Here is a 23222-nt window from a genome sequence, read left to right as displayed (position 1 = left end):
TCACTGTCGGTCACCTCACCCGCCGGTGGGGCCGATGCCGGCCCGTGGTGCCGCGCTCAGGTGCTCGCCGATCTTCTTCACCAGCATGTTCATCTGGTACGCCACGACCCCGACGTCGGCGTTCGGCCCCGTGAGGACGACGAGGTGGGCGCCGGGTCCCGCGGAGGTGAGGATCAGGAAGCTGTTGGCCATCTCGATGAGCGCCTGGCGCACCGGGCCGCCCCGGAAGTCCATGCTGACGCCCTTGCTCAGGCTCATCAGACCGGACGCGGTCGCCGCCAGCCGCTCGGCGTCGTCGCGCAGGAAACCGGTGGACTTGCTGACGACCAGCCCGTCCTCCGAGAGCACGACCGCCTGCGTCACGTCGGCGACCCGCTCCACGAGTCCGGTGAGCAGCTGGTCCAGCTGGGTGTGCGTGGCGGGGGTGGGGCGTGTCATGGCATGTCCTTCATGAGCGATCGGTGTGGGGAGTACGGGCGGCGACGGGCGGACCGTTCGTGTCGGCGGTGCACACTTCCTCGGGGGTGTCGAGCGGGTCGTCCTCGTCCCGGGCGCGGAGCGTGCCGCGCTGGAACCCGGCCAGCGAGGAGGCCGCGTGGTCCGCGGTGAACTCGTCGGCGTCCTCCTCCTCGCGAACGGCCGAGGCCTCCTCACGAAGCTCGACGGCGAGACTGGTCTGCGGCACCCGCCGGGGGAGCGGGGTGAGGCCGCCGGGGCGGGGCGTGCCGGTCTCAGGCGCCACGGGGTCCGCCTGGGCCCCCGTCCGCCCGGACGCGGCCCCGGCCGCCGACTCCGCGTCCGGCGCACCCACCGACTCCGCCGGGTCCGTCGTACGTTCCGTACCGGTCGGGGGAGCCGTAACCGCGTCCGTCTCCCCGGCCGTCACCCCTGCGGTGGCCGCTCCCGGCACCTCACCCCGGCCCTCCGGCTCCGGCTGCTCCTCCTCCCGTACGACGATCTCGTGCGGGATCAGGACGATCGCCGTCGTTCCGCCGTACGGCGAGGAGCGCAGGGTCACCTGGATGCCGTGGCGGTTGGCGAGGCGGGCGACGACGAACATGCCGAGGCGGAGGTCGTCGGCGAGGGCGACCACGTCGAACTTGGGGGCCTGGGCCAAGTGGGTGTTGAAGGCGGCGTACTCGTCCTCCGACATGCCGAGGCCCCGGTCCTCGACCTCGACGGCCAGCCCCTTGGCGACCAGCCCGGCCCGTACCCCGACCGGACTCGGCGCGGGGGAGTACAGCGTGGCGTTCTCTATCAGCTCGGCCAGCAGGTGGATCACGTCCGCGACCGCGGGCGGGGCCAGGCAGACCTCCTCCTCGGTGTGCACCTCCACCCGCTGGTACTCGGCGACCTCACCCACCGCACTGCGCAGGATGTCGATCAGCGCGACCGGCTCGGTCCAGCTGCGCCGCGGCTGCCCGCCGCTGATGATGACCAGGTTCTCCTCGTACCGCCGCAACTGGCTGGCCGTGGAGTCGAGTTCGTACAGTCCCGACAGTACGTCCGGGTCCTGGTGCTCGCGTTCCAGTGTGTCCAGCCGGCTGAGCTGCAGGTTGACCAGGTTCTGGCTCTGCCGGGCGATCCCGAGGATCACCTTCTGGAAACCCCGTCTGGTGTCGGCGAGTTCGACGGCGGTCACCACGGCCGTGCGCTGTGCCGCGTTGAACGCCTTGGCCACCTGGCCCAGTTCGTCCGAGCCGTAGTCCAACTCCGGTGCGGCCCGGTCCACATCGACCTTCTCGCCCCGCTCCAGCCGCGCGACCACATCCGGCAGCCGTTCCTGGGCGAGGCCCAGTGTGGCCTCCCGCAGGCCCCGCAGCCGCCGGGACAGCGATCGGGTGATCCGCCAGGACATGACGAGGCAGATCAGCAGCGCGATCAGACCGCCCGCGCTCAGCGACGCCGCCGTCAGCAGCTGCTCGTGCGCCTTGTCCGCGCTCCGGGTCAGCAGAGCGGAGGTCTGCTGCCGGATCAGGCCGGTGTAGCGGACGGAGACCTTCTCCATCGCGGCCGTCCACCGCTTGCCCGCGTCCGGCAGGGCCACCCGCCCGGTGCCGGCGGCCGGCCGCGCGGCGAGGACCTGGTCCTCGACCGCCGTCAGGGTCCGCCAGTCCGCGCTCGCCAGGATCCGCTCGGTCTGCGTCTTCGCACTGCCGCTCAGCGCGGGCACGATCTGGTCCTGGACCAGCCACCGGCGCGTGTTCACCAGCTGGACGAAGTGCTCCCAGGCCTTCTCGTCGAGATGCCCGGACGGCCAGGCCAGGGTGAGCGCCACGTCCTCCTGCGAGGTCAGCTCCGCCGCGTGCTCGAGGGCGACGAGCGGCCCGGCCTGCGAGGTGAGGTCACCGTCGTCGACCTGCGAGAGCTGCTGGAAGGCGTGTATCTGGGCGTCGATGATCGACGTGTACTGATCCAGGGCCTGCTCGGCGGTGATGTCGGTGGGGTGGTCCACCTGGTCGCGGTAGTACTCCAGGCTGCCCACCGAGCCGAGGACGGAGTACAGCTGGTCGGCGATGCGCGCCGGCGCCCGCTGGATCTCCTCGGTTCGCCCCACCAGCTTGGCGACCGCCGCGTCCGTGGCCGCCCGCTTCTCGTCCAGGGCGGCCTGGGAACCGGGCACCCTGGCCAGCCGGGCGGCGGACATCGCGCGTTCCCCCTGCAGCGCGAGGGTCGCCTCGGTGCCCATCGCACCGGTCGACCTGCTCAGGTCGGTCTGCGAGCGCAGCCGTAGGCCCTCGGAGAACAACTGCGTGGTCGTCACACCCCACATCGCCGCCAGCGTGACGCTCGGCACCAGCGCCAGCATGATGAGGGAGAGACGTATGGAGCCGAGACGGCGCCGGGCGCCTTTCCGGTCGGGCATGGTCGTCCTTGGGCGGTGGGGTGTTCCGGGGAGGGGGAGCGGTTGTCGGGACGGGGAGGTCACCGGGTGCCGGCGGCGGCGAACCTCGCGACCGCGGCGACGTTCGTGCGGGTGACGAACGCGGGCCCGGTGAGCACGGGAGCCACACCGCCCCCGCTGACGTTGCCGTTGGTCCTGTACAGCCACAGCGAGTCCACGGCGAGGTAGCCCTGCAGGTAGGGCTGTTGGTCCACCGCGAACTGCACGCTGCCGGCGCGGATCGCCTTGGTCAGGTCGCTGTTGAGGTCGAAGGTGGCGACCTGGGCCCTGCTGCCGGCGGCCTTCACCGAGTCCACGGCGTCCAGCGCGAACTGCGCGCCGAGCGTGACGACCTCGTCGATGCCGGGGTCCTGCCGCAGCCTGGAGGTGAGCACGGTGTCCACGGCCTCGGGGTCGGTGCCCTCCACGTAGAGGTTCTCGGTCTCGCCGCCGAACGTCTTCTTCACACCGGCGCAGCGCGCCTCCAGGGCGACGTTGCCCCGCTCGTGGATGACGCACAGCGCGTGCTTGGCCTTCAGGTCGTTCAGCTTGCCGCCGACGGCCGCTCCGGCCTCGATCTCGTCCTGGCCGAAGTACTCCAGCAGCCCCTGCGACTTCCAGGCGTCGATGCCGGAGTTGAGGCCGACCACCGGGATGCCGGCCGCCCGTGCCGCGGCCACCGGGGCCTTCATCGCGGCCGGCTTGGCCAGCGTCACCGCGATGCCGTCGACCCGATCACCGATCGCGTCGCGCACCAGCCGGGCCTGCCCCGCCGGATCGGAGTCGTTGGCGTACGTCAGCTCGATGCCGTCCTTCGCGGCGGCGGCCTCGGCCCCCTTCTGCACGAGCTCCCAGAAGGCGTCTCCTTCGCCGCCGTGGGTGATCAGGGCGACCCGCAGCCCCGCGGAGTCCGCCCCTTTCGCGGCGCTCGTACCCGTGTCGAGCCGGGAGTCGCCGCCGGAGCAGCCTACGAGCAGCAGGAGGGCGACGGAGGTGAGGGCGGCCAAGCGCAGGGATCTCACGGAAGTCCGAGGTGGGGGAGGAGTGTTCATGGGGTGCGGCACCTCGCTGTGCGGCCTGGCAGGCGGAACGCGAAAGTGCGGCCGGACGCGGGCGCGCCGACCGGTTGAACTTTCACTGGCCAGGAGCCAACCGCGTGTGACCGCCGGTAGTCAAGTGATCAGCCCCTTGTAATGACTTCTCGGTTCCGCATCGTAATGATCTTCACGGCGACGTGAGTCCTCGGGGAACGCGTCGGACCGCGCAGGCTGCCCGGTGTGTGGGGCATGCCTGCGCGGTCGAGGCTGCGGAAAAGGAAGGTGGCTCCGGGTCCGGGACTACTGCGCGGTCCTCGGTGCCACGGCCACCGTTCCCGACTGAGCCGTGTGGGTGTCGGTGCCGGCCGGGCCCGTCTCGGTCGGCCCGTTCTGTGTCGCCTGTTGGGCAGGACCGCGGCGCTCGCGGCGGCTCACTCGCGCGTCCTGGTCGGGCAGCCAGCCGAAGGTCAGGACGCTGCCCACGACCCCCAGGAGGAGGCCGACCATGAACCCGCCCATGTTCGAGGTCACCCAGGTGCCCATGGAGACCAGCACACCGGTGATCGAGTAGAAGAGGCGCTGGTCGGGGCTGAAGAGGATCAGGAGCCCCAGCAGCACCATCAGCGTCGGCAGGAGGTAGCCCGCCGCCCCCTGCATCCCGACGTGCAGGACGACCTTCAGGGAGGCCTTCATGGTGAGCAGGATCCATGCCCCGCCCAGGGTGAGCCACAGCCCGCCGAAGAAGGGCCGTCCATACACCCAGCGGGTGAACGCGTCCTGGCCGGCCGCGGGCTGCTGCTGAACGCCCGCCGGCTCCTGCCCCTCCATCAGCAGGCCTTGCTGCTGAAGCTCAGCTTGAGGCCGGGCAGCTTGAAGACACCAGCCGTGGTGGCGTAGTTGGTCTGCCGCAGGGTGTCGATGTACACGTGGTCGGCCTGCTGGCTGAAGACACCGAGGGGACCCTTCACGCCCGCCTTGGTGAGGGTGCTGGCGTCGTTGCCGATCTCGATGTTGTCGAATTTGGCGTTACCGGACATCTCGGTCGAGTCCGTGGTCAGGTCGGTCGCCTGGACCTTGTCCTTCCCGTTGCCCGCCTCGATCCTCAGGTTGGTGCCGCCCAGGTCGACGCTCTGGCACAGCTTGGAGAGGGTCGCGCTCTTGATGGCGGAGGTCACGATCAGCACCTGGCCACCGGTGTCACCGGCGTTCGGGCTGTTGTCCGCCATGTTGTCGAGGCCGCCGAACTGCTCGAACCCGGTGCCGTCGAGGCTCTCCGCGGTGACCGTGAAGGGCATGCCGGAGATGGCGAACTGGACGCCCAGCGCGCCCTGGGCGGTCATGATCGCGAGACCCGCGGTGATCGCGACGGCCGGCACGGCCATGATCGCGGCCCGACGACCGCGGACCCGCCCGCGTCTCGCCGGGCTGTCGGGGGCTTGAGGTGCGGAACCGCTTTCGGGGGTCTCGGAGGTGGTGCCGACGGACGAGGCCATGTGCTGCTCCCAGGGACATAGTCAACGCAAGTGGGGCTCACGTGCGGATGTGCGGCTTCAGGGCTTGCTGTCCTGGCGCGGACGGCGGCTGCGGTGCACGTCTCCTCCCGGCCCCCGGCGGCTGCAAGGGCTTTCCCGTACTCCGCAGTAACGCCACGGAAGTTACCGGCGGTTACGCCCGTGGGTCAAGCAAGTTGTGAGTAAAGGGTGTTGATTATGTGCCAGCCGTGATCAACAAGGCCCCTGACGACGGCAAAACCCGTCGATTCAAGATCAACTCCCGTGCCACACCTTGACGTTGACGGATGATCAGGTCTACAACTCTCCCTGGCTTCCCCGGATCCGTGGCGCCGGATCCAAGCCGTCGGGCGGCACCTGACCGCATTCCCGGACCAGCTGTCCCTCACGGGCTCTTCACCGCCCGAGTCCGACACCCTCCACGGCACCCGCACCGGCCGTTTCTCCCTGGGCCGTACCGGGATCGCCCTTTCTCGCCCGGCCCGGCCGGAGCCCTCCCCCATAGGGCCACCGACCGGTCGCCGGCCCGATGCCGTTGCCGGTCCGTCACGTACGGAGAAGGCGTGACGGTCGGCAACGGCGGACGCCGACGTGCGTCCGCGCCCCCCCACACCCACCCTCACCTCATGAAAGAGGCAATCCCCCATGCGTATGCGTTCTCTGCTCTCCCTCACCGCCGCTGCCGCCGTCTTCGCGCTTCCCGTGGCCGTGGCCGCGTCCGCCCCCGCCGCCGCGGACGACGTCGCGGTCCTCACCACCGGCTCGGTCGGCGGCCCCAGTGTCGCCGAGGGCACCACCATCAGCGCGTCCCTGGCCGCCGGCACCAACGCGACCCTCTACTCCAGCTCGACGGGCACCAGCGGAATCAGCTGCACGGCCTCCACCTTCACCGCCACGGTCGGCAGCAACCCTGCCGCGCCGGGCACCGCCGTCGAGTCCCTGACCGGGCAGACCTTCAGCAACTGCACCTCGAACGTGGTCGGTGTCCTCGGCGTCACCAGCATCACGGTGAACAACCTGCCGTACACCACCGACGTGTCCTCCGACGGCACCGTCTCCGTCACCCCCGCGAGCGGTTCCGCCATCCAGACCACCGTCGTGCTGCGCACCCTGCTGGGCAGCGTCAGCTGTGTCTACCAGGCCGCCTCCGGCCTGTCCGGCACGGCCGACAACGCCGACAACAGCATCACCTTCGCCAACCAGCAGTTCAGCCGGACGTCCGGTTCCTCGCTCTGCCCCGCCAGCGGTTTCTGGACCGCGAAGTACAGCCCGGTGACCGCGGGCGGCGAGCCGGTCTACGTCAACTGAACTCCGTAACCGCGTAGTTCAGCGCCGGCGCAGACGAAGCGCCAGGGCGGCGCCCCCGGTGAGCACCAGCACCGCGGCGGCGCCGCCCGCCATCATGGGCGCGGACGGTCCGGAGCCGGGATCGGCGTCGGCGGCCACCGGAGTGGAGTCGGGGGCGGCGGCACCGCCCGCCGAACGGACCACCGAAGGACTCGGCGTGGGCGCGGGGGCCGAAGTGGACGGCACCGGACTCTTCTCGGGCTCCTTCGCCTTCTCCTTCTGCACCGCCTTCGACGCCGTGGGCGACGCGGCGGCGCCCGCCCCGGCCCCGCCCTTGTCGGCCGCCGCCGGGAACACCACGTCCGAGCACGAGTAGTACGTGTCCGCCGTACTGCTGTTCTGCCAGATCGTGTACAGCACCTGCCGACCCGTCCGGTTCTTCGGCAAGGTCATCCTGATCCGGTACGCGCCGTCCGTCAGCGCCGGGTCCTTCACCTGGGCGAACGGCTGCTCCGGCAGATCGGACCACGTCAGCGGCTTCGACGGGTCGTAGCCGGGCTCGGTGAGGTACATGCGGAACGTGCCGGTGTGCGGGATCGTCGAGACGTACTTCATGGTCAGCGTCGCACCGGGGGACAGGCGCGTGGCCGGCCAGTCGGAGCGGGCCAGGTCGAGGCCCTTGTAGGCGGGCAGGCCGCCGCTGCACAGCTTGCCGTCGGGGATCGTCTGACGGTCCCGGCCGTTCACGTTCGCGACCCGCAGGTTGTCCCACGCCGTGAAGGGCGAGCCGTTCGCCGCCACGGCCGCCCGGCACGCGGCCGTGCCCGAGGAGGCGCCGTCGGGGGAGCAGGCGAAGACCCGGCTGACCGGATCCGTGGGAGCGCCGTGGGCGTGCGCGGGCGCCGCCGCGAACACGGTCAGCAGGAACGGGGACAGGGCGGCGACCGCCGCACTCGTACGGCGGGCGGTTGTCCAGGGCATCCGGGCCATCCGGAAACGCCTCCTCGGGCGGCGCGGGAACTACGGGCTTCCGTGCAGTACGGAACACGACCCTCACGCGTTCACCGGCGCACCGGACCGTCCGCCCGCCGGCTGACCTGATGCAGACCCGGCAAAGCGGCCATCCACGGTCAACCGGCCACCGCGCAGGGTGAGTTTCCGGCCGGGTCAAGGGTTTCCCCTGTATCCGCATGACCTGCTCTTTGCCTATCGTTCGACCACAGCTGACCCACAGGTAACCCCGAACGGGTCATGCGCCTCCAGCTGGCCGGCCGCCGCGCTCCAGGCTTCACCCCTGCCGCTTCACCCCCCGCCGCTTCACCCCCCGCCGCTTCACCGACGAAGCGATTCGACCGCCGCTCCGCGCTGCCCGGAGCACGGCCCCGAAAGGCAAGCCCTTGCGTACCTCCCCCTCCCTCCGGCGGAAGCTGATATCCGCCGCCGCCGTGTCCGCCGCCCTGCTCTCGGTCGGTACGGCCTCCGTCGCCGTCGCCCAGGACGCCCCCGCCCAGCAGGCCGCCGTCCCGGCCGCGCTCACCGAGGCCGCCCCCGGCATCCAGGCCGAGCGCCTCATCGTCGGCTACAAGTCCGGCGCCGCCGAGGCCACCTCGAACAAGGCCGCCGAGGCCGACGCCGCCGCCAAGGACGCCGACTTCCAGCGCAGACTCGGCACGGGCGCCGCCCTGGTCGACCTGGGCGCGGACCCCAGCAAAGCCGAAGTGGCCGACGCCGTCGCCGAGTTCAAGGCCGACCCGCAGGTCGCCTACGTCGTACCGGACCGCCTCAACAAGCCGCAGGCCGACCCGAACGACACCGAGTACGCCAAGCAGTGGGACCTGTTCGAGTCCACGGCCGGCATGAACGTGCCGGGCGCCTGGGCGACCTCGACCGGCAGCGGTGTCACCGTCGCCGTCATCGACACCGGCTACGTCACCCACTCCGACCTCGCCGCGAACATCGTCGGCGGCTACGACTTCATCTCGGACACCGCGGTCTCCGTCGACGGCGACGGCCGCGACAGCAACCCGGCCGACCCGGGCGACTACTACGCGGCCAACGCGTGCGGCGCGGGCATCCCGGCCTCCAGCTCCTCCTGGCACGGTACGCACGTCGCCGGCACCATCGCCGCGGTCACAAACAACGGCAAGGGCGTCGCGGGCATCGCGTACGGCGCGAAGATCTCCCCGGTGCGCGTCCTCGGCAAGTGCGGCGGCTACGACTCCGACATCATCGACGCCATCACCTGGGCGTCCGGCGGCACCGTCTCCGGCGTGCCCGCCAACACCAATGTCGCCAAGGTCATCAACATGAGCCTCGGCGGCGACGGCGCCTGCACCTCGGCGACCCAGACCGCCATCAACAACGCCGTGGGCCGCGGTACGACCGTCGTCGTGGCCGCCGGCAACGACAACGAGAACGTCTCCGGCCACTCGCCCGGCAACTGCAACAACATCATCTCGGTCGCCGCGACCAACCGCTCCGGCGCCAAGGCCTCCTACTCCAACTACGGCTCCCTGGTGGACATCTCGGCGCCCGGCGGCCAGACCAGCACCGGCACCGCCAACGGCATCCTGTCCACGCTCAACTCCGGTGCCTCGACGCCCTCTTCGGAGTCGTACGCCTACTACCAGGGCACCAGCATGGCCACCCCGCACATCGCCGGCCTGGTCGCCCTCGTGAAGTCGGCGAACCCCTCGCTGACCCCGGCGCAGATCGAGACCGCCATCAAGAACAACGCCCGCCCGCTGCCGGGCGCCTGCTCGGGCGGTTGCGGCGCGGGCCTCGCCGACGCGGCGAAGACGGTCGCGGCCGTCAGCGGCGGCGGTACGACGACGGGGACGACCTTCTCCAGCACCACCGCCGTCGCCGTCCCGGACAACGGCTCCGCGATCGAGTCCCCCATCACCGTCACCGGCCGCACCGGCAACGCGCCCTCGACCCTCCAGGTCGGCGTCGACATCACCCACACCTACCGCGGTGACCTGGTGATCGGCCTGGTCGCCCCGGACGGCACGGTGTACAGCCTGAAGGCGGCGAGTTCCTCGGACTCCGCGGACAACGTCAACACCACCTACACCGTGAACGCCTCCTCCGAGGTGGCCAACGGCACCTGGAAGCTCCGCGTCCAGGACACGGCGGCGCAGGATACGGGCACGCTCAACGGCTGGAAGCTGACGTTCTGAGCGAACTCCCCCGAACGAGCGGGCCGGCCGGTGCGGATGGGGCACCGGCCGGCCCCTCTTGCGTGGTGCCCGTACCCGATCGCACCTCCGCGCCCACCAGTTCACCCTTCGCGATGGAGGCCAGCACCCGAGCCCCGCGGTCGGGCCGGCTGTCGAGGCCGACCAGCAGCCCCGGCACCGCGATGCTCGGCAGCAGATGGGCCCACATCACGGAGATCCGGTGCCCGAGATCATCCCGCCCGCTCAGCGCCCGTGACATCAACTGCACCCCGGCGAACGCCCCCACCAGCAGATCCGCCGTGTCCCGCGGCTCCACCGTCGGCAGCAACTCGCCCTGCTCCCGGGCCGCTTGCAGCACCGCCACCAGATGCTCGCTCCACTGCCGGAACGGCCCCGTGTGATCGACACCGGGCGGCGCGCACTGGTCCACGGTCAGCCGCACGCTCCCCTTCAGAAGGGAGTTGGTCCGCAGCCGCTGCCCGAAGACGAACGTCATGTCGACGATCTCCTGCACCTTGCACGGACGCGGCGGAACGGCGCCCAGCGACAACTGCTCGTCGAGCACCGCCTGGGCCAGGGACTCCTTGGAGGGGAAGTGAAAATACAGGGCACCTTTGGTGACGTCGGCCCGCTCCAGGACCATCGCGATGGTGCTCGCGGCGTACCCGTGTTCGTCGAAGACGGCGCCTGCGGCCTCCACGATCGTCCTGCGTGTCCTGATGGCGCGCTCCTGTTTCGCCATAAGAACCCCTCCCATGCGCCGAGTTCGAATCTCGTCCCGGTCTTGCGGTCACGTTGAAAACAGACCGGAATCCCTCGTACTCTATCGCTCACCGGCGCGGACACCTCACCGTCCGTCATCGCTCAGGAGGAACGAGGGGGAACATGCCAGAGTTACGGCAGTTCGCGCAGACTCCGGCCGGGCCCTGGCCCGGCCGGTTCACCGTCGCCGCCCGGCGGTCGCGCGTCCACCAGTTACACGTGTCGCCGGATCGCTCGGCGCACGAGCTCCTGTGGGTTGCAGATGCAGTCCGCCAGCGTGGGGCGCTACTCGCCCGCAAAGCCCGCGAGGCCCATGAGGCCCCGCTCGGGCACCAGTTCGTCCTCCAGGGCCACCCCGCCGCACCGCGCGCCGGCGTCGGTGCCCTGCGGCTGCCTCGGCCACTGTGGGTCAATACCGCATACCCTGTTTTCTTCCACAACCCCCTGGGCCGCATCCCCGGCATGCTCCTGCTGAAGGCGGCCCGCCGGGCCGTACGGGCAGACGGAGGGGGTGGTGCCGCGTGCCGGTGGCGTTCCATTCCACGTTCCACCAGTACGCGGAGCTCGACAAGCCGGTCTGGACACAAGTGAGCGACGAGGCCGGCAACGACGTACAAGTCATCGCGTCGCAAGGGGAGTCGGTGGTCTTCGAGTGCAGGGTGGGCGTCGCCAAAGGGTGAGATATCGTCTACAAGGAGTAAGAAGCAAACGGCATGGGCCGTTCTTTTCCGTACCAGGAGGGTGCAGTCGATGGCGAGGCAGTTACGCGCTGAACAGACTCGAGCGGCGATCATCACCGCCGCTGCCGATCTGTTCGACCGTCGCGGCTATGAATCGACCAGTCTCAGCGACATCGTCGCGCACGCCCACGTCACCAAAGGCGCGCTGTACTTCCACTTCGCGGCGAAGGAAGATCTCGCGCACGCGATCATGGAGATCCAGTCGCGGACGTCGCGGCAGCTGGCGGGGGACGTGGACGCCCGGGGGTACACCTCGCTGGAGGCGCTGGTCCGGATCACCTTCGGGATAGCCCGATTGTCGGTGGAGGGGCCGTTGCTCCGGGCCGGTCTTCGACTGGCCACCGGGGGAGTCGAGGTGCGGCCGCCACTGCGGCATCCGTTCACGGAGTGGCTGGACCTGGCGTCGGGCAAGCTGCTGGGGGCGGTCAAGGAGTCCGACCTCCACCCCGACATCGATGTGGACGCGGTCGCGCACTCGCTCGTGTGCTCCTTCGTCGGCACCCGGGTGGTGGGGCGGCACCTGGAGCCGGTGGGACGGCAGCCGCGGCGGCTCGCGCAGATGTGGCACGTGATGATCCGGGGGCTGGTGCCGGTTCCACGGCGGGCGCGGTACCTGGCTCTGGTCAGTCAGCTGGAGCAGGAGAGCAGGGGCGGCTGAGCCGCATTTCGACGCGGCCCCGCCCGATCGAGGTGGCTACAGTCACCCGCATGTCTCCTTCCGCGGCCGTCATCCTCAGCAACGAACCCGGCTCCTTTCCGCACGGCGTGCTGGCCGAGCGGCATCCCGCGATCATCGGGCAGGTGCGGGAGGCGTTTCCCTACGGGCCCGAGCAGCACCGTGCGCTGGACGCGCTGCTCGACAACTGCACCAAAGGCGTGATCGAACCGCTCCCCGACGGGGCGTGGGCCGAGTGGGGAATCGACGACCACGTCGGCAAGTCCTGGTTCGACGTGCCGTGGCTCTGGTCCGAGAGCTACTTCTACCGGCGGCTTCTCGATGCCGTCGGGTACTTCGGGGACGGGCCCTGGCACGGCATCGACCCCTTCCGGCCCTCCAAGCTCGCCGAGCTCGGCTCCCGCGAGACCGACGAGGAGCTGGCGGCACTGGACGAACTCGCCGCCCTGCCCGTCGAGGAGCGGGGGGCGGCCCTGTTGCACGGGTCGCTGTGGGGGAACCGGGCCGACCTCGGGTTCCGGCTCTCCGAGGGGGAGGCCGAGGGACGGGACGCCGTGCCCGACCTGGTCGCCGACGACAGCGACCGGCTCCGGTCGCTGCTCGACGGTGCCGGCACCCTCTGCCTGATCGCCGACAACTCCGGACGAGAGCTGATCCCCGACCTCCTGTTCGTGGCGCACCTCCTCGAACACGGCCGTATCGAACGGGCCGTACTGCACGTGAAGCCGTACCCCTACTACGTCTCCGACGCGACCACCGCCGACGTGGTCGACGCCCTGCGCCGGCTCGTACGGGCGCCGGGGGAGGCCGCGGTGTACGGGAAGCGGCTGTGGGACGCCATGGCCGACGGGCGGCTCGAAGTCCGTGCGCACCCGTACTCCTGCGCTCCGCTGCCCTACGCGGAGATGCCCGACGACCTGCGTGCGGAGATCGCCGGGGCCGCGCTCACCGTCCTCAAGGGAGACCTCAACTACCGGCGCCTGGTGGGCGACCGGTGGTGGGCGCCGACCACACCGTTCGCCGACGTGACCGCGTACTTCCCGGGACCGGTCGCCGCCCTGCGCACGCTGAAGTCCGATGTGATCACCGGGCTCGACGGGCGCACGGAGAGCGCGCTGGTCGAGGCGGAGGGGCGGCGCTGGCGGACGAGCGGGACCCATGCGCTCATCCAGGCCCGTTCCTGAGGAGCGTTATGCTGCCGACCTGTACCGGTGGGCTGCGTCCCGCCGACGGGCAGCGAAAGAGGACGTCATTGACCCCGCGGTACCTGAGCAATCCTGGGGAGCCCGTCTACGACGTGGACGCGCGGCGCTATCTCGACGTCACGGACGCCCCCGACGAGGCCGACCTGCACGACGTGTTCACGGACATCTACCGCACCAACCGCTGGGGCTCCGACGAGACCCGCTCGGGACCGGGCTCCGAGCTGCAGCGCATGAAGCGGGTGATCGCCCGACTCGGCGCCCTCATCAAGGACTTGGGGGTGCGTTCGGTGCTGGACGCGCCGTGCGGGGACCTGAACTGGATGCGGCACGTCGAACTGCACGGCGCCTCCTACCTCGGCGGGGACGTCGTCGCGGAACTCGTCGCGGCCAACCGTGCCGAACACCCGGGCCCGGAGCGGGAGTTCCAGCTGCTCGACTTCACCGCCCAGCCCGTGCCGCGCGTCGATCTCATCGTGTGCCGGGACGCCCTCGTGCACTTCTCCTACCAGCACGTGGTGGAGGCGCTGACCCGGTTCCGGGAGAGCGGCTCGCGCTATCTGCTCACCACGACCTTCTCCAGGACGGCCGCCAACACCGACATCGTCACGGGCTGGTGGCGGCCGATCAACCTCCGGCTCGCCCCCTTCCGGCTGCCCGAACCGCTCCAGGTCATCGGCGACGACGAGTCCGACGACTTCTACGACGACAAGACCCTCTCCCTGTGGGACCTGGCGCAGATCCCGGCACGCTTCCCGGGCTACGAGCCGGTGGCCGCCGAGTCGGGATCCCTGGGCGCCTGATCCTCGGACCGCAGGCGGGCGAGGGCCTCCTGAGCGGCCAGTGTCCGTGGATGCCGTAACCCCAGGACCTCTTGGCAGGCATCCCGCACCTCCGTGAACTCCGCCTCGGCAGCCGTGAGTTCCCCCTTGAGGCAGAGCAGTCCTGCGAGGTTGTGCCGCACCGACAGGGTGCCCGGGTGCCGGGGCCCCAGCGTCTCCACGCAGTCCGCGAGCACCGTCCGGTACTCCGCCTCCGCCTGCTCGACGTGCCCGCGCAGATGCAGGACGTGCGCGGCACCGTGCCGCACGGACAGGGTGAGCAGATGCTGTTCGCCCAGCACGGTCCGCCGGGCCTCGTAGACCTCCCTGAACTCCTGTTCCGCCGCGGCGAGCCGGCCCTGGTCCTTGAGCAGGTCGGCGAGGTTGTGGCGGACCGCGAGCGTGCCCGGGTGGCGGGGGCCCAGGGTCTGCACGCAGTCCGCGAGCACCGTGCGGTACTCGGTCTCGGCCCGGTCGGTACGGCCCCGCAGGTGCAGGACGTGTGCGGCACCGTGCCGTACCGACAGGGTGAGCAGGTGGTGTTCGCCGAGCACCTCCCGGCGCGCCGCGTACACCTCCCTGAACTCCGTCTCGGCTGCCTCCAGTTGGCCCCGCTCCATCAACAGGTCGGCCAGGTTGTGCCGGACCACCAGGGTGTGCGGGTGCATGTCGCCGAGCAGTCTGCGCCGGACCTCGAAGACCTCCCGGAACTCGGTCTCCGCGTCACCGGGCCAGCCCCGGTCACGCAGCACGGTGGCCAGGCCGTGCCGTGCCGCCACGGTCTCGGGATGGTCCTCGCCGTAGGTGTCGGCGCGCAGCCCGAGCACGGTACGGAACTCGTGCTCGGCCTCGGCCAGCAGACCGCGGTCGCGCAGGACGTCGGCGAGGTCGTGGCGGACGGCGAGAGTGCCCGGGTGACGCTCGCCCAGTACGTCCTTGCACACCTGGAGCGTCTCCCGCAGCTCCTGCTCGGCCTGGCGGAACATGCCCCGCTCGTGCAGCACTTGGGCGGTGTCGTGCCGGGCGGACAGCGTGTCGGGGTGGCGGTCGCCGAGCGCGTCGCGGTAGGCGTCGAGCAGCAGGCGGTGCTCCTCCTCGGCCTCCGCGAGCAGCCCGCGCTGCTGCGACATGCGGGCCACGCCCTTGCGGGCGGCCAGGGTCTGCGGGTCACGGTCGCCGAGCAGGGTGCGACGCGTCGCGTACACCGAGCGGTACTCGACCTCGGCCTCCGCCGGCCGGCCCCGGTCGCAGAGCAGTTCCGCGAGGGCGTACCGGGCGTCGGCGGTCTCACCGGAGCCGTCGCCGAACAGGGCTCGCGTGTCCTCCAGGACCGAACGCACCAGTGTCTCGGCGGCGGCGAGCCGGCCTCGCAACTGGAGCAGGTGGGCAGCCGCCGAACGTACTTCGAGCGCGTCGGGGTCCCGCGGACCGCACGCGAGCACCACCGGCTCGCACGCCCCCAGCACCTCCTCGGCCCGGTCCAGCCAGCCCCGCCGGATCAGATGCCGGGCCCCGGCCGCCGCCGCCCGCAGCGCCTTGGAGACCAGGTCGTCCTCCGCCTCGTAGGGGTCGCCGATCAGGGCCAGCGGGGCGTCGCAGTGCGGGAGCAGCAGCCGCCAGCGCGGCCAGTCGCGCGGGTCGTCCTCGCTGAGCTCGGCGGTGGCGCAGACGACCAGGTCGGCGACGACGGCCGCGTACTCCCTCATGTGCTCGGCGAGGTCCCGCTGGAGCCGGCCGGCGTCCCGGACGAGGGGGTGCATCAGCAGGGTCCGCGTGTGGTCGTCGCCGCCGCGCGGGGTGTGCAGCTCGACCAGACCGAAGTCGGCCAGCGAGGTGAGCGCGGTGAACAGCTCCTGGGGTGTGACACCGGGCAGCAGCGAGGAGTCCGCCAGCCGGTCGGGGCGCAACAGACCGACCAGCGGCACCGGCGCCTCCCCCAGACAGCACAACAGCCGCATCAGGGGCCGGGCCTGGACGATGCCCCGCCGCTCCAGCAGGTCCAGCGACAGCTCCCAGGTGCCGGTCACCGGAACGGAGTAGTTGCTGCCCTGCTGCCCGGGCGGGCGCTCGTCGAGGAGTTCGGCGAAGCGCTCGTCGAGGGCCACGCGGTAGTCGGCGTACGTCCGCACGGTCGTGGTGCCCGGCCAGGCGGGGAACGCCGAGGCCGCCGCGAGATGCGAGCCCGCGATGCGCAGCGCCAGCGGCAGCCCGCCGAGCCGCCGGGTCAGCAGCCGGGCGTCCTCACGTGAACCGGCCCGCTCCCCGGCGAGGTCCCAGAGCACCTCGGTGGCGTCGGCCTCCTCCAGGGCGTCGACCGAGTGCAGCGTGGCCCAGGGCCCCCAGGTCGTCGGGCTGCTGTCCCGGCTGGTGATCAGCACCAGGCCTGGCAGTTCCGCGGCGGGCCGGATCCAGCCTCTGCCCTCGGCCAACCGGCCGTAGGGCGCCAGGTGTTCGGGCTCGTCGGCGTTGTCCACCACCAGCAGCCAGGGGTTCGGGGTGTCGCACAGCCGCCGCCACAGCAGGTCGGTCGCGCTGGAACGCCCCGACCAGGCACGGTCGATGAGATCCGCCGGGGTGCCGAGGGCGGCCACCACCTCGCGCATTCCGGCGCTCAGCGTGGCGGGGTTCTTCGCCGTCACCCACCACACGTCGACGTTCAGCGCGGCGGCGTAGGCGGCGATCTCCAGGGCGACCGTCGTCTTCCCGCTGCCGCCCATGCCGTGCAGCACCCGCACACCCGAAGTCGGCTTGCCCACCAGCTGTTTGAGGGTGTCCAGGAGTGGCTCACGGCCTCGCACCCGGCGGTCGAGCCGGCCCAGCGGAGGCGCGACGGTCAGCGCCCCCGGGGCCCGGACGGGCTCCAGCGGGGCCGGTGCCGGCTGGACCTGGATGAAGACCGGGCGCGCGAAACCGGAGAACTCCTGGACGAACTCGGCCAGCCGACCGGACAGCGCGGGATCCCGGGCCAGCAGATCGCGCAGGGTGGTGTCCCACTCCTGCCGCTGCTCGCGCAGCATGATCTCCTGCCGGTCCGGCGGCGCCGCGTCGAGTGCCGCTCGCGCCCGGTCCAGCCGCTCGACGTCCTCCCGCCGCAGGAACCGCGCCATCCGCTGCCGGGCCGCATGCCAGGCATCCGTGGTCATCAGTCCGACCATCGTGCCCGCGGCGGCTGCAGCGGTCTGGGTGAACAACTCTCCGCCGAACATCGAGGACCCCCCTGTCGGCACACACCTCGACGGTTACGTCCGAACCCCTCTCCCGTCTTCAGGTTCTCATGTCACGTGCCCCCGCAGGGACTTGATCCCGCCGATGAAGTGCGAAAAACGAGCCGTCCGGGCGTCTCGCCGGCCGTCCCGGTGGCCGTTTCCGTGGCGCGGCGAGGGATGAGCGGCGGCCGTCGCCTTGTTGGCCCAGGAGCACCACCCCCTGTCACCCCATCCCAAGGGAGTCGCACCGCATGCGTCTGGGAGTCGCACCGCACCGTCTGTGGCCCGCTCACGAGGACGAGCTCGACGACGTCCTCGAAACCGCCCGAACCGCCGAGGAGTTGGGCTTCGACCACCTCATCGCGAGCAGCCATCTGCTGGCGGGCGCGGTGGGCGTGACCCCGGACCCGGTGGTCCTGCTGTCCGCCGTGGCCGGGGCGACCACCCGGATCGGGCTGGTGACCAGCGTCCTGATCCTGCCCCTGTACAACCCGGTCGTCGTCGCCCACCAGGCCGCCACGCTCGACCGGCTGTCCGGCGGCCGCTTCACGCTCGGAGTCGGCACCGGCTGGGACACCGCGGAGTTCGACGCCGCCGGCGTCCCCTTCGCCGGGCGGGGCCGCCGCGCCGACGAACAGCTGGACACCGTACGGAAGTTGTGGCGCGAGGAGACCGAGGTACGGCTCGGGGTGCGGCCGCGCACACCCGGTGGGCCGCCGGTGTGGGTCGGCGGCCACAGCGACGCGGCCCTGCGCCGGGCCCTGCGGTACGGCGACGCGTGGCACGGTTCCGGGCTCGACGCGGCCGGACTCGCCGAGGTGCGGGGCCGGTTGGCCGAACTCGGGCGGGAGGCGGGGCGGGATCCGGCCACGCCGTTGGAGCTGACGGCGGGCCAGGTCCTCGTACCCCCGGGCTTCGAGGCGGCCGTACGACCGCCCGGTCGGCGCCCGTTGGGCGGGGCGGATGCGTCCGCCGAGCGGGTGCGCGAGGAACTCCGGCAGCTGGCCGACGCCGGGCTCACCGCCTGCTCGCTGTGGCTGCCGGTCGCCGGCGAGGCACTGCCGGACGCGCTCGGCTGGGTCGCCGAGGAGGTCCTTTCACGTGTCGCCGAGGAGTGAACGACGCGGCGTCGTCCTCGACCGGAGCGTTCAGGAGAGCGGCCAGGGAGTTCAGGGCACCTGAACGTCCTGCCGACTGTCCGAACGCCACACGTCCCGCCGAGAACTCCCGAGTTCCGCCCGGATTCACGCAATGGTGTGATCATGTGTGCCGCCACGGATGCCCGCCAAGAGCCATGGGTAGGGCCCGGTTCATGACGCAGCAGCCCTTCGAACTCCCGCACTTCTACATGCCGTATCCCGCGCGGTTGAACCCGCGCCTCGACGAGGCCCGCGCCCACTCGTCCGTGTGGGCGCGCGAGATGGGCATGCTGGAGGGGTCCGGGATCTGGGAGCAGTCCGACCTCGACGCGCACGACTACGGCCTGCTCTGCGCCTACACACACCCCGACTGCGACGGCCCCGCCCTCTCGCTCATCACCGACTGGTACGTGTGGGTGTTCTTCTTCGACGACCACTTCCTGGAAACCTTCAAGCGCACCCAGGACCGCGCCGGCGGCAAGGCATACCTCGACCGGTTGCCGCTGTTCATGCCGATGGACCTGTCGACCCCGATGCCCGAGCCCGAGAACCCGGTCGAGGCCGGCCTCGCCGACCTGTGGACGCGGACCGTGCCGTCGATGTCCGCCGGCTGGCGCCGCCGCTTCGCCGTAGCCACCGAGCACCTGCTCAACGAGTCGCTGTGGGAGCTGTCCAACATCAACGAGGGGCGGATCGCCAACCCCGTCGAGTACATCGAGATGCGCCGCAAGGTCGGCGGCGCCCCCTGGTCGGCCGGTCTGGTGGAGTACGCGACGGCCGAGGTGCCGGCGTCCGTCGCCGGAACACGACCCCTGCGTGTGCTGATGGAGACCTTCTCCGACGGCGTCCACCTGCGCAACGACCTGTTCTCCTACCAGCGCGAGGTCGAGGACGAGGGCGAGCTCAGCAACGGCGTGCTCGTCCTGGAGACCTTCTTCGGCTGCACCACCCAGGAGGCCGCCGACACCGTCAACGACGTCCTCACCTCCCGCCTCCACCAGTTCGAGCACACCGCCCTCACCGAGGTCCCCGCGGTCGCCCTGGAGAACGGTCTGTCGCCGGGCGAGGTGACCGCGGTCGCCCGGTACACGCAGGGCCTCCAGGACTGGCAGTCCGGCGGCCACGAATGGCACATGCGCTCCAGCCGCTACATGAACGCCCGTGCCGACACCACCTCGCCCTGGCAGGCCCTGACCGGCCCCGGCACCTCGGCCGCCGATGTCGGCGCCCTGCTCGCCGCGGCCGGCGCCGAGCGGCTGCGCGCCCACCGGCACGTGCCGTTCCAGAAGGTCGGCCCGTCCCTGCTGCCCGACTTCTACATGCCGTTCCCGACCGAACTCAGCCCCCACCTGCCCGGCGCCCGCCCCCGCCTCGCCGAGTGGGCGCACCGCATGGGCATGCTCCAGGAGGGCGTCTGGGACGAGGACAAGCTCGCCGCGGCCGACCTCCCGCTGTGCTCCGCGGGCATCGACCCGGACGCGAGCCCGGAGGCCCTCGACCTCAGCTCGGACTGGCTGGCCTGGGGAACCTACGGCGACGACTACTACCCGCTCGTCTACGGCGGGCGCCGCGACCTCGCCGCCGCCCGCCTGACCACCCAGCGGCTGTCGGACTGCATGCCCCTCGACGGCGAGCAGGTCCTCGTCCCCGCCAACGCCATGGAGCGCGGCCTGATCGACCTGTGGGCCCGCACCACGGCCGAGATGACCCCCGCCCAGCGGCGCACCCTCAAGGACTCCGTCAACGTGATGACCGAGAGCTGGGTCTGGGAGCTGGCCAACCAGATCCAGCACCGCGTCCCCGACCCGGTCGACTACCTGGAGATGCGGCGCGCCACCTTCGGGGCCGACCTCACCATGAGCCTGTGCCGCATGGGCCACGGTCCCGCCGTCCCGCCGGAGATCTACCGCAGCGGCCCCGTGCGCTCCCTGGAGAACGCCGCCGTCGACTACGCGTGCCTGGTCAACGACGTCTTCTCCTACCGGAAGGAGATCGAGTACGAGGGCGAGGTCCACAACTCGATCCTCGTCGTGCAGAACTTCTTCGGCATCGACTACCCGACCGCGCTGCGCGTCGTCCACGACCTGATGACCCAGCGCATGCAGCAGTTCGAACATGTCGCCGCGCACGAACTGCCTGTGGTCTACGACGACTTCGGGCTCTCGGAGGAGGCGCGCGAGGTCATGCGGGGCTACGTGACCGACCTCCAGCACTGGATGGCGGGCATCCTGAACTGGCACCGCACGGTCGACCGCTACAAGCCCGAACACCTGGCCGGCCGCACCCACGGCTTCCTCCCGGACCGACCTCCGGCCCTCCCCTTGGCAGGCTGACGAGCGGGGCCCCGACCACCTGGGACGTCCCGACCGCCTGGGACGTCCTGCCCGCTGGGGCTCTTCGACCGCCCGCGTGCCCACAGTCCGGCGGCTGCCGGAATGCCGGAAAGGGCCGGGTCCTGCTGCCCCTGTCGGCGGCCACCGGTGTACACGGGTGCGCCGAGCGGGGCGGCGGCGGACCTCGTCGACCCGCTGGTTCCGGCGGCTTCCCGTTCCTGACCACCCGTCAGTCTCACTCTTTCGTGGCTCGTCGCGGGCCCGTACGCCGGGTAGACACCAGCCGGTGGTGATCCAGCCGGAGGCGATCCATGGAACAGACTGCGTTGCGCCCCAAGCCGATGCCCGGTCGGGAGCCCGGCGGGGGCGGGAAGCCCGAGCCCGTCCGGCGCCCGCACGCCGCGCGCCGGCGCGGACGCCGGTTCACGACCCTGCTGTCCGGCGTGTTCGTCGCGGTCGTCCTGGTGTTGTCGGGGGTGGGACTCGGGACGGTCGCAGCCACGGTGATCGGCATGAGCAGACTGGCCGAACTCCAAGGGCAGACAGCGCCTCACCAGGGCGGCCCGCCCGCCTGGGCGCACCCGGGCCCCTCCGCGTCGTCCGCGGCTCGGTCGACCGCCCCCTCGCCCGCACCCGCCGTCGCGACCCTCGGCGTGGAGGCCGTGGACGCCGAGAAGGCGGGCGCGCTGGTGGTCGGCGTCCACGTCCCCGGCCCGGGCTACGCGGCGGGCCTGGTCCGCGGCGACGTCCTCCTCGCCTTCGGCCGGACCCGCATCAACACGGCCGACGACCTCGCACGCGCCGTCGCGGACGCCCGAGCGGGCCGCGAGATCGTACTGACGATCCGCCACCGCGGCGGCACCTACCAGCAGCTGACGGCCGTACCGGGAGTCGTCACATGAACTGCCGTCCCCGCCCCCGGCGTCACGGCACCACCCGGAAGTGCGTCGTCAGTCGTCCCTCGTCGTCCAGTACGTGGAAGGCCAGACCCACCGGCGCGTCCCGGTCCGCGATCTGTTCGCCCTCCCAGGGCAGCCGTAGCGTCCAGGTCACCCCCGGCCCGACGACCAGCGGCCGCCCGGCGAACACCGTCGCCGCGGGCGTGTGCGCGTGACCGGTGATCAGGCCGGCGATCTCGGGCCGCCGCTCCAGCAGTGCGGCCAGTCGGCCGGGCCCGGTCAGCTGGTAGGAGTCGGGCAGTGGGTGGTGCAGGGCGACCGGCGGATGATGGAAGGCCAGCAGAGCCGGAAGACACCCGTCCAGTGCGTCGAGCGTCGCCTCGATCCAGTCGTACGTCTCCTCGTCCAGGGCCCCTGCGTCGCTCCCCGGGATGCTGGAATCGCACATCAGTACCGCACCGCCGGCGAAGACCCGCACGTTGTTCACCGGCCCGTCGGCCACGGGCTCCCGCAGGAGCGCCTTGCGGTACGGGGCGCGGCTGTCGTGGTTGCCGGGGCAGGTGAGCACCGGGAACGGGGCGTCGCCCTCGTGCAGTCCGAGGATCCGCGCGGCCTCCTCGTACTCCGCCTCGGCGCCGTGATCCGCGATGTCACCGGTCACCAGCAGGGCGTCCACCTGCCCCGGCAGCTGCCACAGCCGGTCACGCACCCGCTCGGCGCGCTCCGTCGCCCGTGCGGTCCCGTCGAGATGCAGATCGCTGATGTGTGCGAGCACGAGCACGACGTACCCCCCGTCTAATGGTTGACATTGATACAAGCATTAGAAGTGATGCCCGATCAAGTCTCTCGAGTCCCTTCCGTCAGCCGGGGCGGAAAACCACTGGTCCGGATCCGGCCGCCGAGGTCACGATGAACCCATGCCGACCACGCTCCTCGCCTTCCTGGGGGCCTGCACCCTCATCGCCGCGTCACCCGGCCCGAGCACCGTGCTGATCATCAAGCAGTCGCTGCACAGCCGACGCGCCGGTTTCCTGACCGTCCTCGGCAACGAGACCGGGGTGTTCATCTGGGGCGTCGTCGCCGCCCTCGGCCTGACCGCGCTGCTGACGGCCTCCGAGATCGCCTACGACGTGATGCGGATCGTCGGTGCCGTCGTGCTCGTCGCCTTCGGCGTCCAGGCGCTGCGGCAGGCGCGCCGCGCCAAGGGGGCGGCCGACGACGGTGGCTGGGAGAGCACCGGCAGGACCGGTTGGGCCGCCTACCGCGCGGGACTGCTCCTCAACCTCGCCAACCCCAAGGCGGCCGTCTTCGCGATGTCCTTCCTCCCGCAGTTCGTGCCCCAGGGCGCCCCGCACCTGCCCACCATGGTGGGGCTAGCCGCGCTCTGGGCGGTCTACGAGATCGGCTACTACAGCCTCTACGTGTGGTTCGTCGGCCGGTTGCGGACCGTGCTGTCCCGCGCGGGCGTGCGCCGGCGACTGGAACAGGTCTCCGGAGGCGTCCTGCTGCTCCTCGGCGTCCGCATGGCCCTGGAGAGCTGACG

The 23222-nt window shown here is 71.4% G+C and carries 19 protein-coding genes; 10 read left to right on the top strand and 9 right to left on the bottom strand.

Annotated features, from left to right (window positions below; genetic code table 11):
- Positions 1-15 precede the first annotated feature (15 nt).
- The 5 genes from ACZ39I_RS29920 to ACZ39I_RS29900 all read right to left on the bottom strand — a co-directional run bounded on the left by ACZ39I_RS29920 (position 16) and on the right by ACZ39I_RS29900 (position 5414).
- Entirely contained in the window at positions 16-438 is a 423-nt protein-coding gene (locus ACZ39I_RS29920; RefSeq protein WP_030313681.1) for a roadblock/LC7 domain-containing protein, read from the bottom strand.
- Positions 439-448: 10 nt separating this feature from the next.
- Positions 449-2866 carry a sensor histidine kinase gene (locus ACZ39I_RS29915; RefSeq protein WP_467247847.1) on the bottom strand — a complete coding sequence of 806 codons (2418 nt, stop codon included), beginning with the start codon at positions 2864-2866 and terminating at the stop codon, positions 449-451.
- Between the two features lie 59 nt (positions 2867-2925).
- Entirely contained in the window at positions 2926-3936 is a 1011-nt protein-coding gene (locus tag ACZ39I_RS29910; protein WP_467247846.1) for a substrate-binding domain-containing protein, read from the bottom strand.
- 285 nt (positions 3937-4221) lie between these two features.
- The gene (locus ACZ39I_RS29905; RefSeq protein WP_467247845.1) at positions 4222-4749 is read right to left on the bottom strand and encodes a DUF6114 domain-containing protein; all 528 of its coding nucleotides are present in this window, start codon (positions 4747-4749) and stop codon (positions 4222-4224) included.
- Positions 4749-5414 (bottom strand): DUF6230 family protein, encoded by a 666-nt coding sequence (locus tag ACZ39I_RS29900; RefSeq protein WP_467247844.1) that lies wholly within the window; start codon positions 5412-5414, stop codon positions 4749-4751. The genes ACZ39I_RS29905 and ACZ39I_RS29900 overlap by 1 nt, the downstream gene beginning before the upstream one ends.
- A gap of 663 nt (positions 5415-6077) precedes the next feature.
- Between ACZ39I_RS29900 and ACZ39I_RS29895 the strand changes: the two genes are divergently transcribed.
- On the top strand, positions 6078-6740 hold the full coding sequence (locus ACZ39I_RS29895) for a Tat pathway signal sequence domain protein (RefSeq protein WP_467247843.1): 663 nt from the start codon (positions 6078-6080) through the stop codon (positions 6738-6740).
- 18 nt (positions 6741-6758) lie between these two features.
- Here the strand turns inward: ACZ39I_RS29895 and ACZ39I_RS29890 are convergent, their stop codons facing one another.
- The gene (locus ACZ39I_RS29890) at positions 6759-7709 is read right to left on the bottom strand and encodes a lytic polysaccharide monooxygenase (RefSeq protein ID WP_467247842.1); all 951 of its coding nucleotides are present in this window, start codon (positions 7707-7709) and stop codon (positions 6759-6761) included.
- Between the two features lie 407 nt (positions 7710-8116).
- On the opposite strand from ACZ39I_RS29890, the gene ACZ39I_RS29885 reads away from it, so the two are divergent.
- A complete protein-coding gene (locus ACZ39I_RS29885; protein WP_467247840.1) occupies positions 8117-9901 on the top strand; it encodes a S8 family peptidase in 1785 nt (594 codons plus the stop codon).
- Here the strand turns inward: ACZ39I_RS29885 and ACZ39I_RS29880 are convergent.
- Entirely contained in the window at positions 9876-10643 is a 768-nt protein-coding gene (locus ACZ39I_RS29880) for a ScbR family autoregulator-binding transcription factor (RefSeq protein ID WP_467247839.1), read from the bottom strand. The genes ACZ39I_RS29885 and ACZ39I_RS29880 overlap by 26 nt on opposite strands.
- Before the next feature lie 547 nt (positions 10644-11190).
- Here ACZ39I_RS29880 and ACZ39I_RS29875 point away from each other — a divergent pair.
- The 4 genes from ACZ39I_RS29875 (at position 11191) to ACZ39I_RS29860 (ending at position 14084) form a co-directional block, all read left to right on the top strand.
- On the top strand, positions 11191-11343 hold the full coding sequence (locus ACZ39I_RS29875; protein WP_467247837.1) for a hypothetical protein: 153 nt from the start codon (positions 11191-11193) through the stop codon (positions 11341-11343).
- Positions 11344-11413: 70 nt separating this feature from the next.
- Positions 11414-12061, top strand: a complete 648-nt coding sequence (locus ACZ39I_RS29870) for a ScbR family autoregulator-binding transcription factor (protein WP_467247836.1) — start codon at positions 11414-11416, stop codon at positions 12059-12061.
- A gap of 50 nt (positions 12062-12111) precedes the next feature.
- On the top strand, positions 12112-13263 hold the full coding sequence (locus ACZ39I_RS29865; RefSeq protein ID WP_467247834.1) for a damage-control phosphatase ARMT1 family protein: 1152 nt from the start codon (positions 12112-12114) through the stop codon (positions 13261-13263).
- A gap of 68 nt (positions 13264-13331) precedes the next feature.
- Positions 13332-14084, top strand: coding sequence for a class I SAM-dependent methyltransferase (locus tag ACZ39I_RS29860; RefSeq protein ID WP_352381909.1), 753 nt, complete (start codon positions 13332-13334; stop codon positions 14082-14084).
- Here ACZ39I_RS29860 and ACZ39I_RS29855 read toward each other — a convergent pair.
- Entirely contained in the window at positions 14042-17329 is a 3288-nt protein-coding gene (locus tag ACZ39I_RS29855; protein ID WP_467247832.1) for a tetratricopeptide repeat protein, read from the bottom strand. The two genes, ACZ39I_RS29860 and ACZ39I_RS29855, sit on opposite strands and share 43 nt — an antisense overlap.
- 230 nt (positions 17330-17559) lie before the next feature.
- Here ACZ39I_RS29855 and ACZ39I_RS29850 point away from each other — a divergent pair, with 230 nt between their 5' ends.
- The 3 genes from ACZ39I_RS29850 to ACZ39I_RS29840 all read left to right on the top strand — a co-directional run bounded on the left by ACZ39I_RS29850 (position 17560) and on the right by ACZ39I_RS29840 (position 21682).
- Entirely contained in the window at positions 17560-18426 is an 867-nt protein-coding gene (locus ACZ39I_RS29850; RefSeq protein WP_467247830.1) for a TIGR03619 family F420-dependent LLM class oxidoreductase, read from the top strand.
- A 194-nt stretch (positions 18427-18620) separates the two neighbouring features.
- Positions 18621-20780 carry a germacradienol/geosmin synthase Cyc2 gene (cyc2, locus tag ACZ39I_RS29845; protein ID WP_467247828.1) on the top strand — a complete coding sequence of 720 codons (2160 nt, stop codon included), beginning with the start codon at positions 18621-18623 and terminating at the stop codon, positions 20778-20780.
- 311 nt (positions 20781-21091) lie between these two features.
- Entirely contained in the window at positions 21092-21682 is a 591-nt protein-coding gene (locus ACZ39I_RS29840; RefSeq protein WP_467247827.1) for a PDZ domain-containing protein, read from the top strand.
- 22 nt (positions 21683-21704) lie between these two features.
- On the opposite strand, the gene ACZ39I_RS29835 is transcribed toward ACZ39I_RS29840, so the two are convergent.
- A complete protein-coding gene (locus tag ACZ39I_RS29835) occupies positions 21705-22460 on the bottom strand; it encodes a metallophosphoesterase (RefSeq protein ID WP_467247826.1) in 756 nt (251 codons plus the stop codon).
- A 136-nt stretch (positions 22461-22596) separates the two neighbouring features.
- On the opposite strand from ACZ39I_RS29835, the gene ACZ39I_RS29830 reads away from it, so the two are divergent.
- Entirely contained in the window at positions 22597-23220 is a 624-nt protein-coding gene (locus ACZ39I_RS29830; protein WP_467247825.1) for a LysE family translocator, read from the top strand.
- The last annotated feature ends 2 nt before the right edge of the window (positions 23221-23222 follow it).

This window comes from Streptomyces sp. NPDC024687 (assembly GCF_055559055.1).
This window is presented reverse-complemented; position numbering and strand designations above follow the sequence as displayed.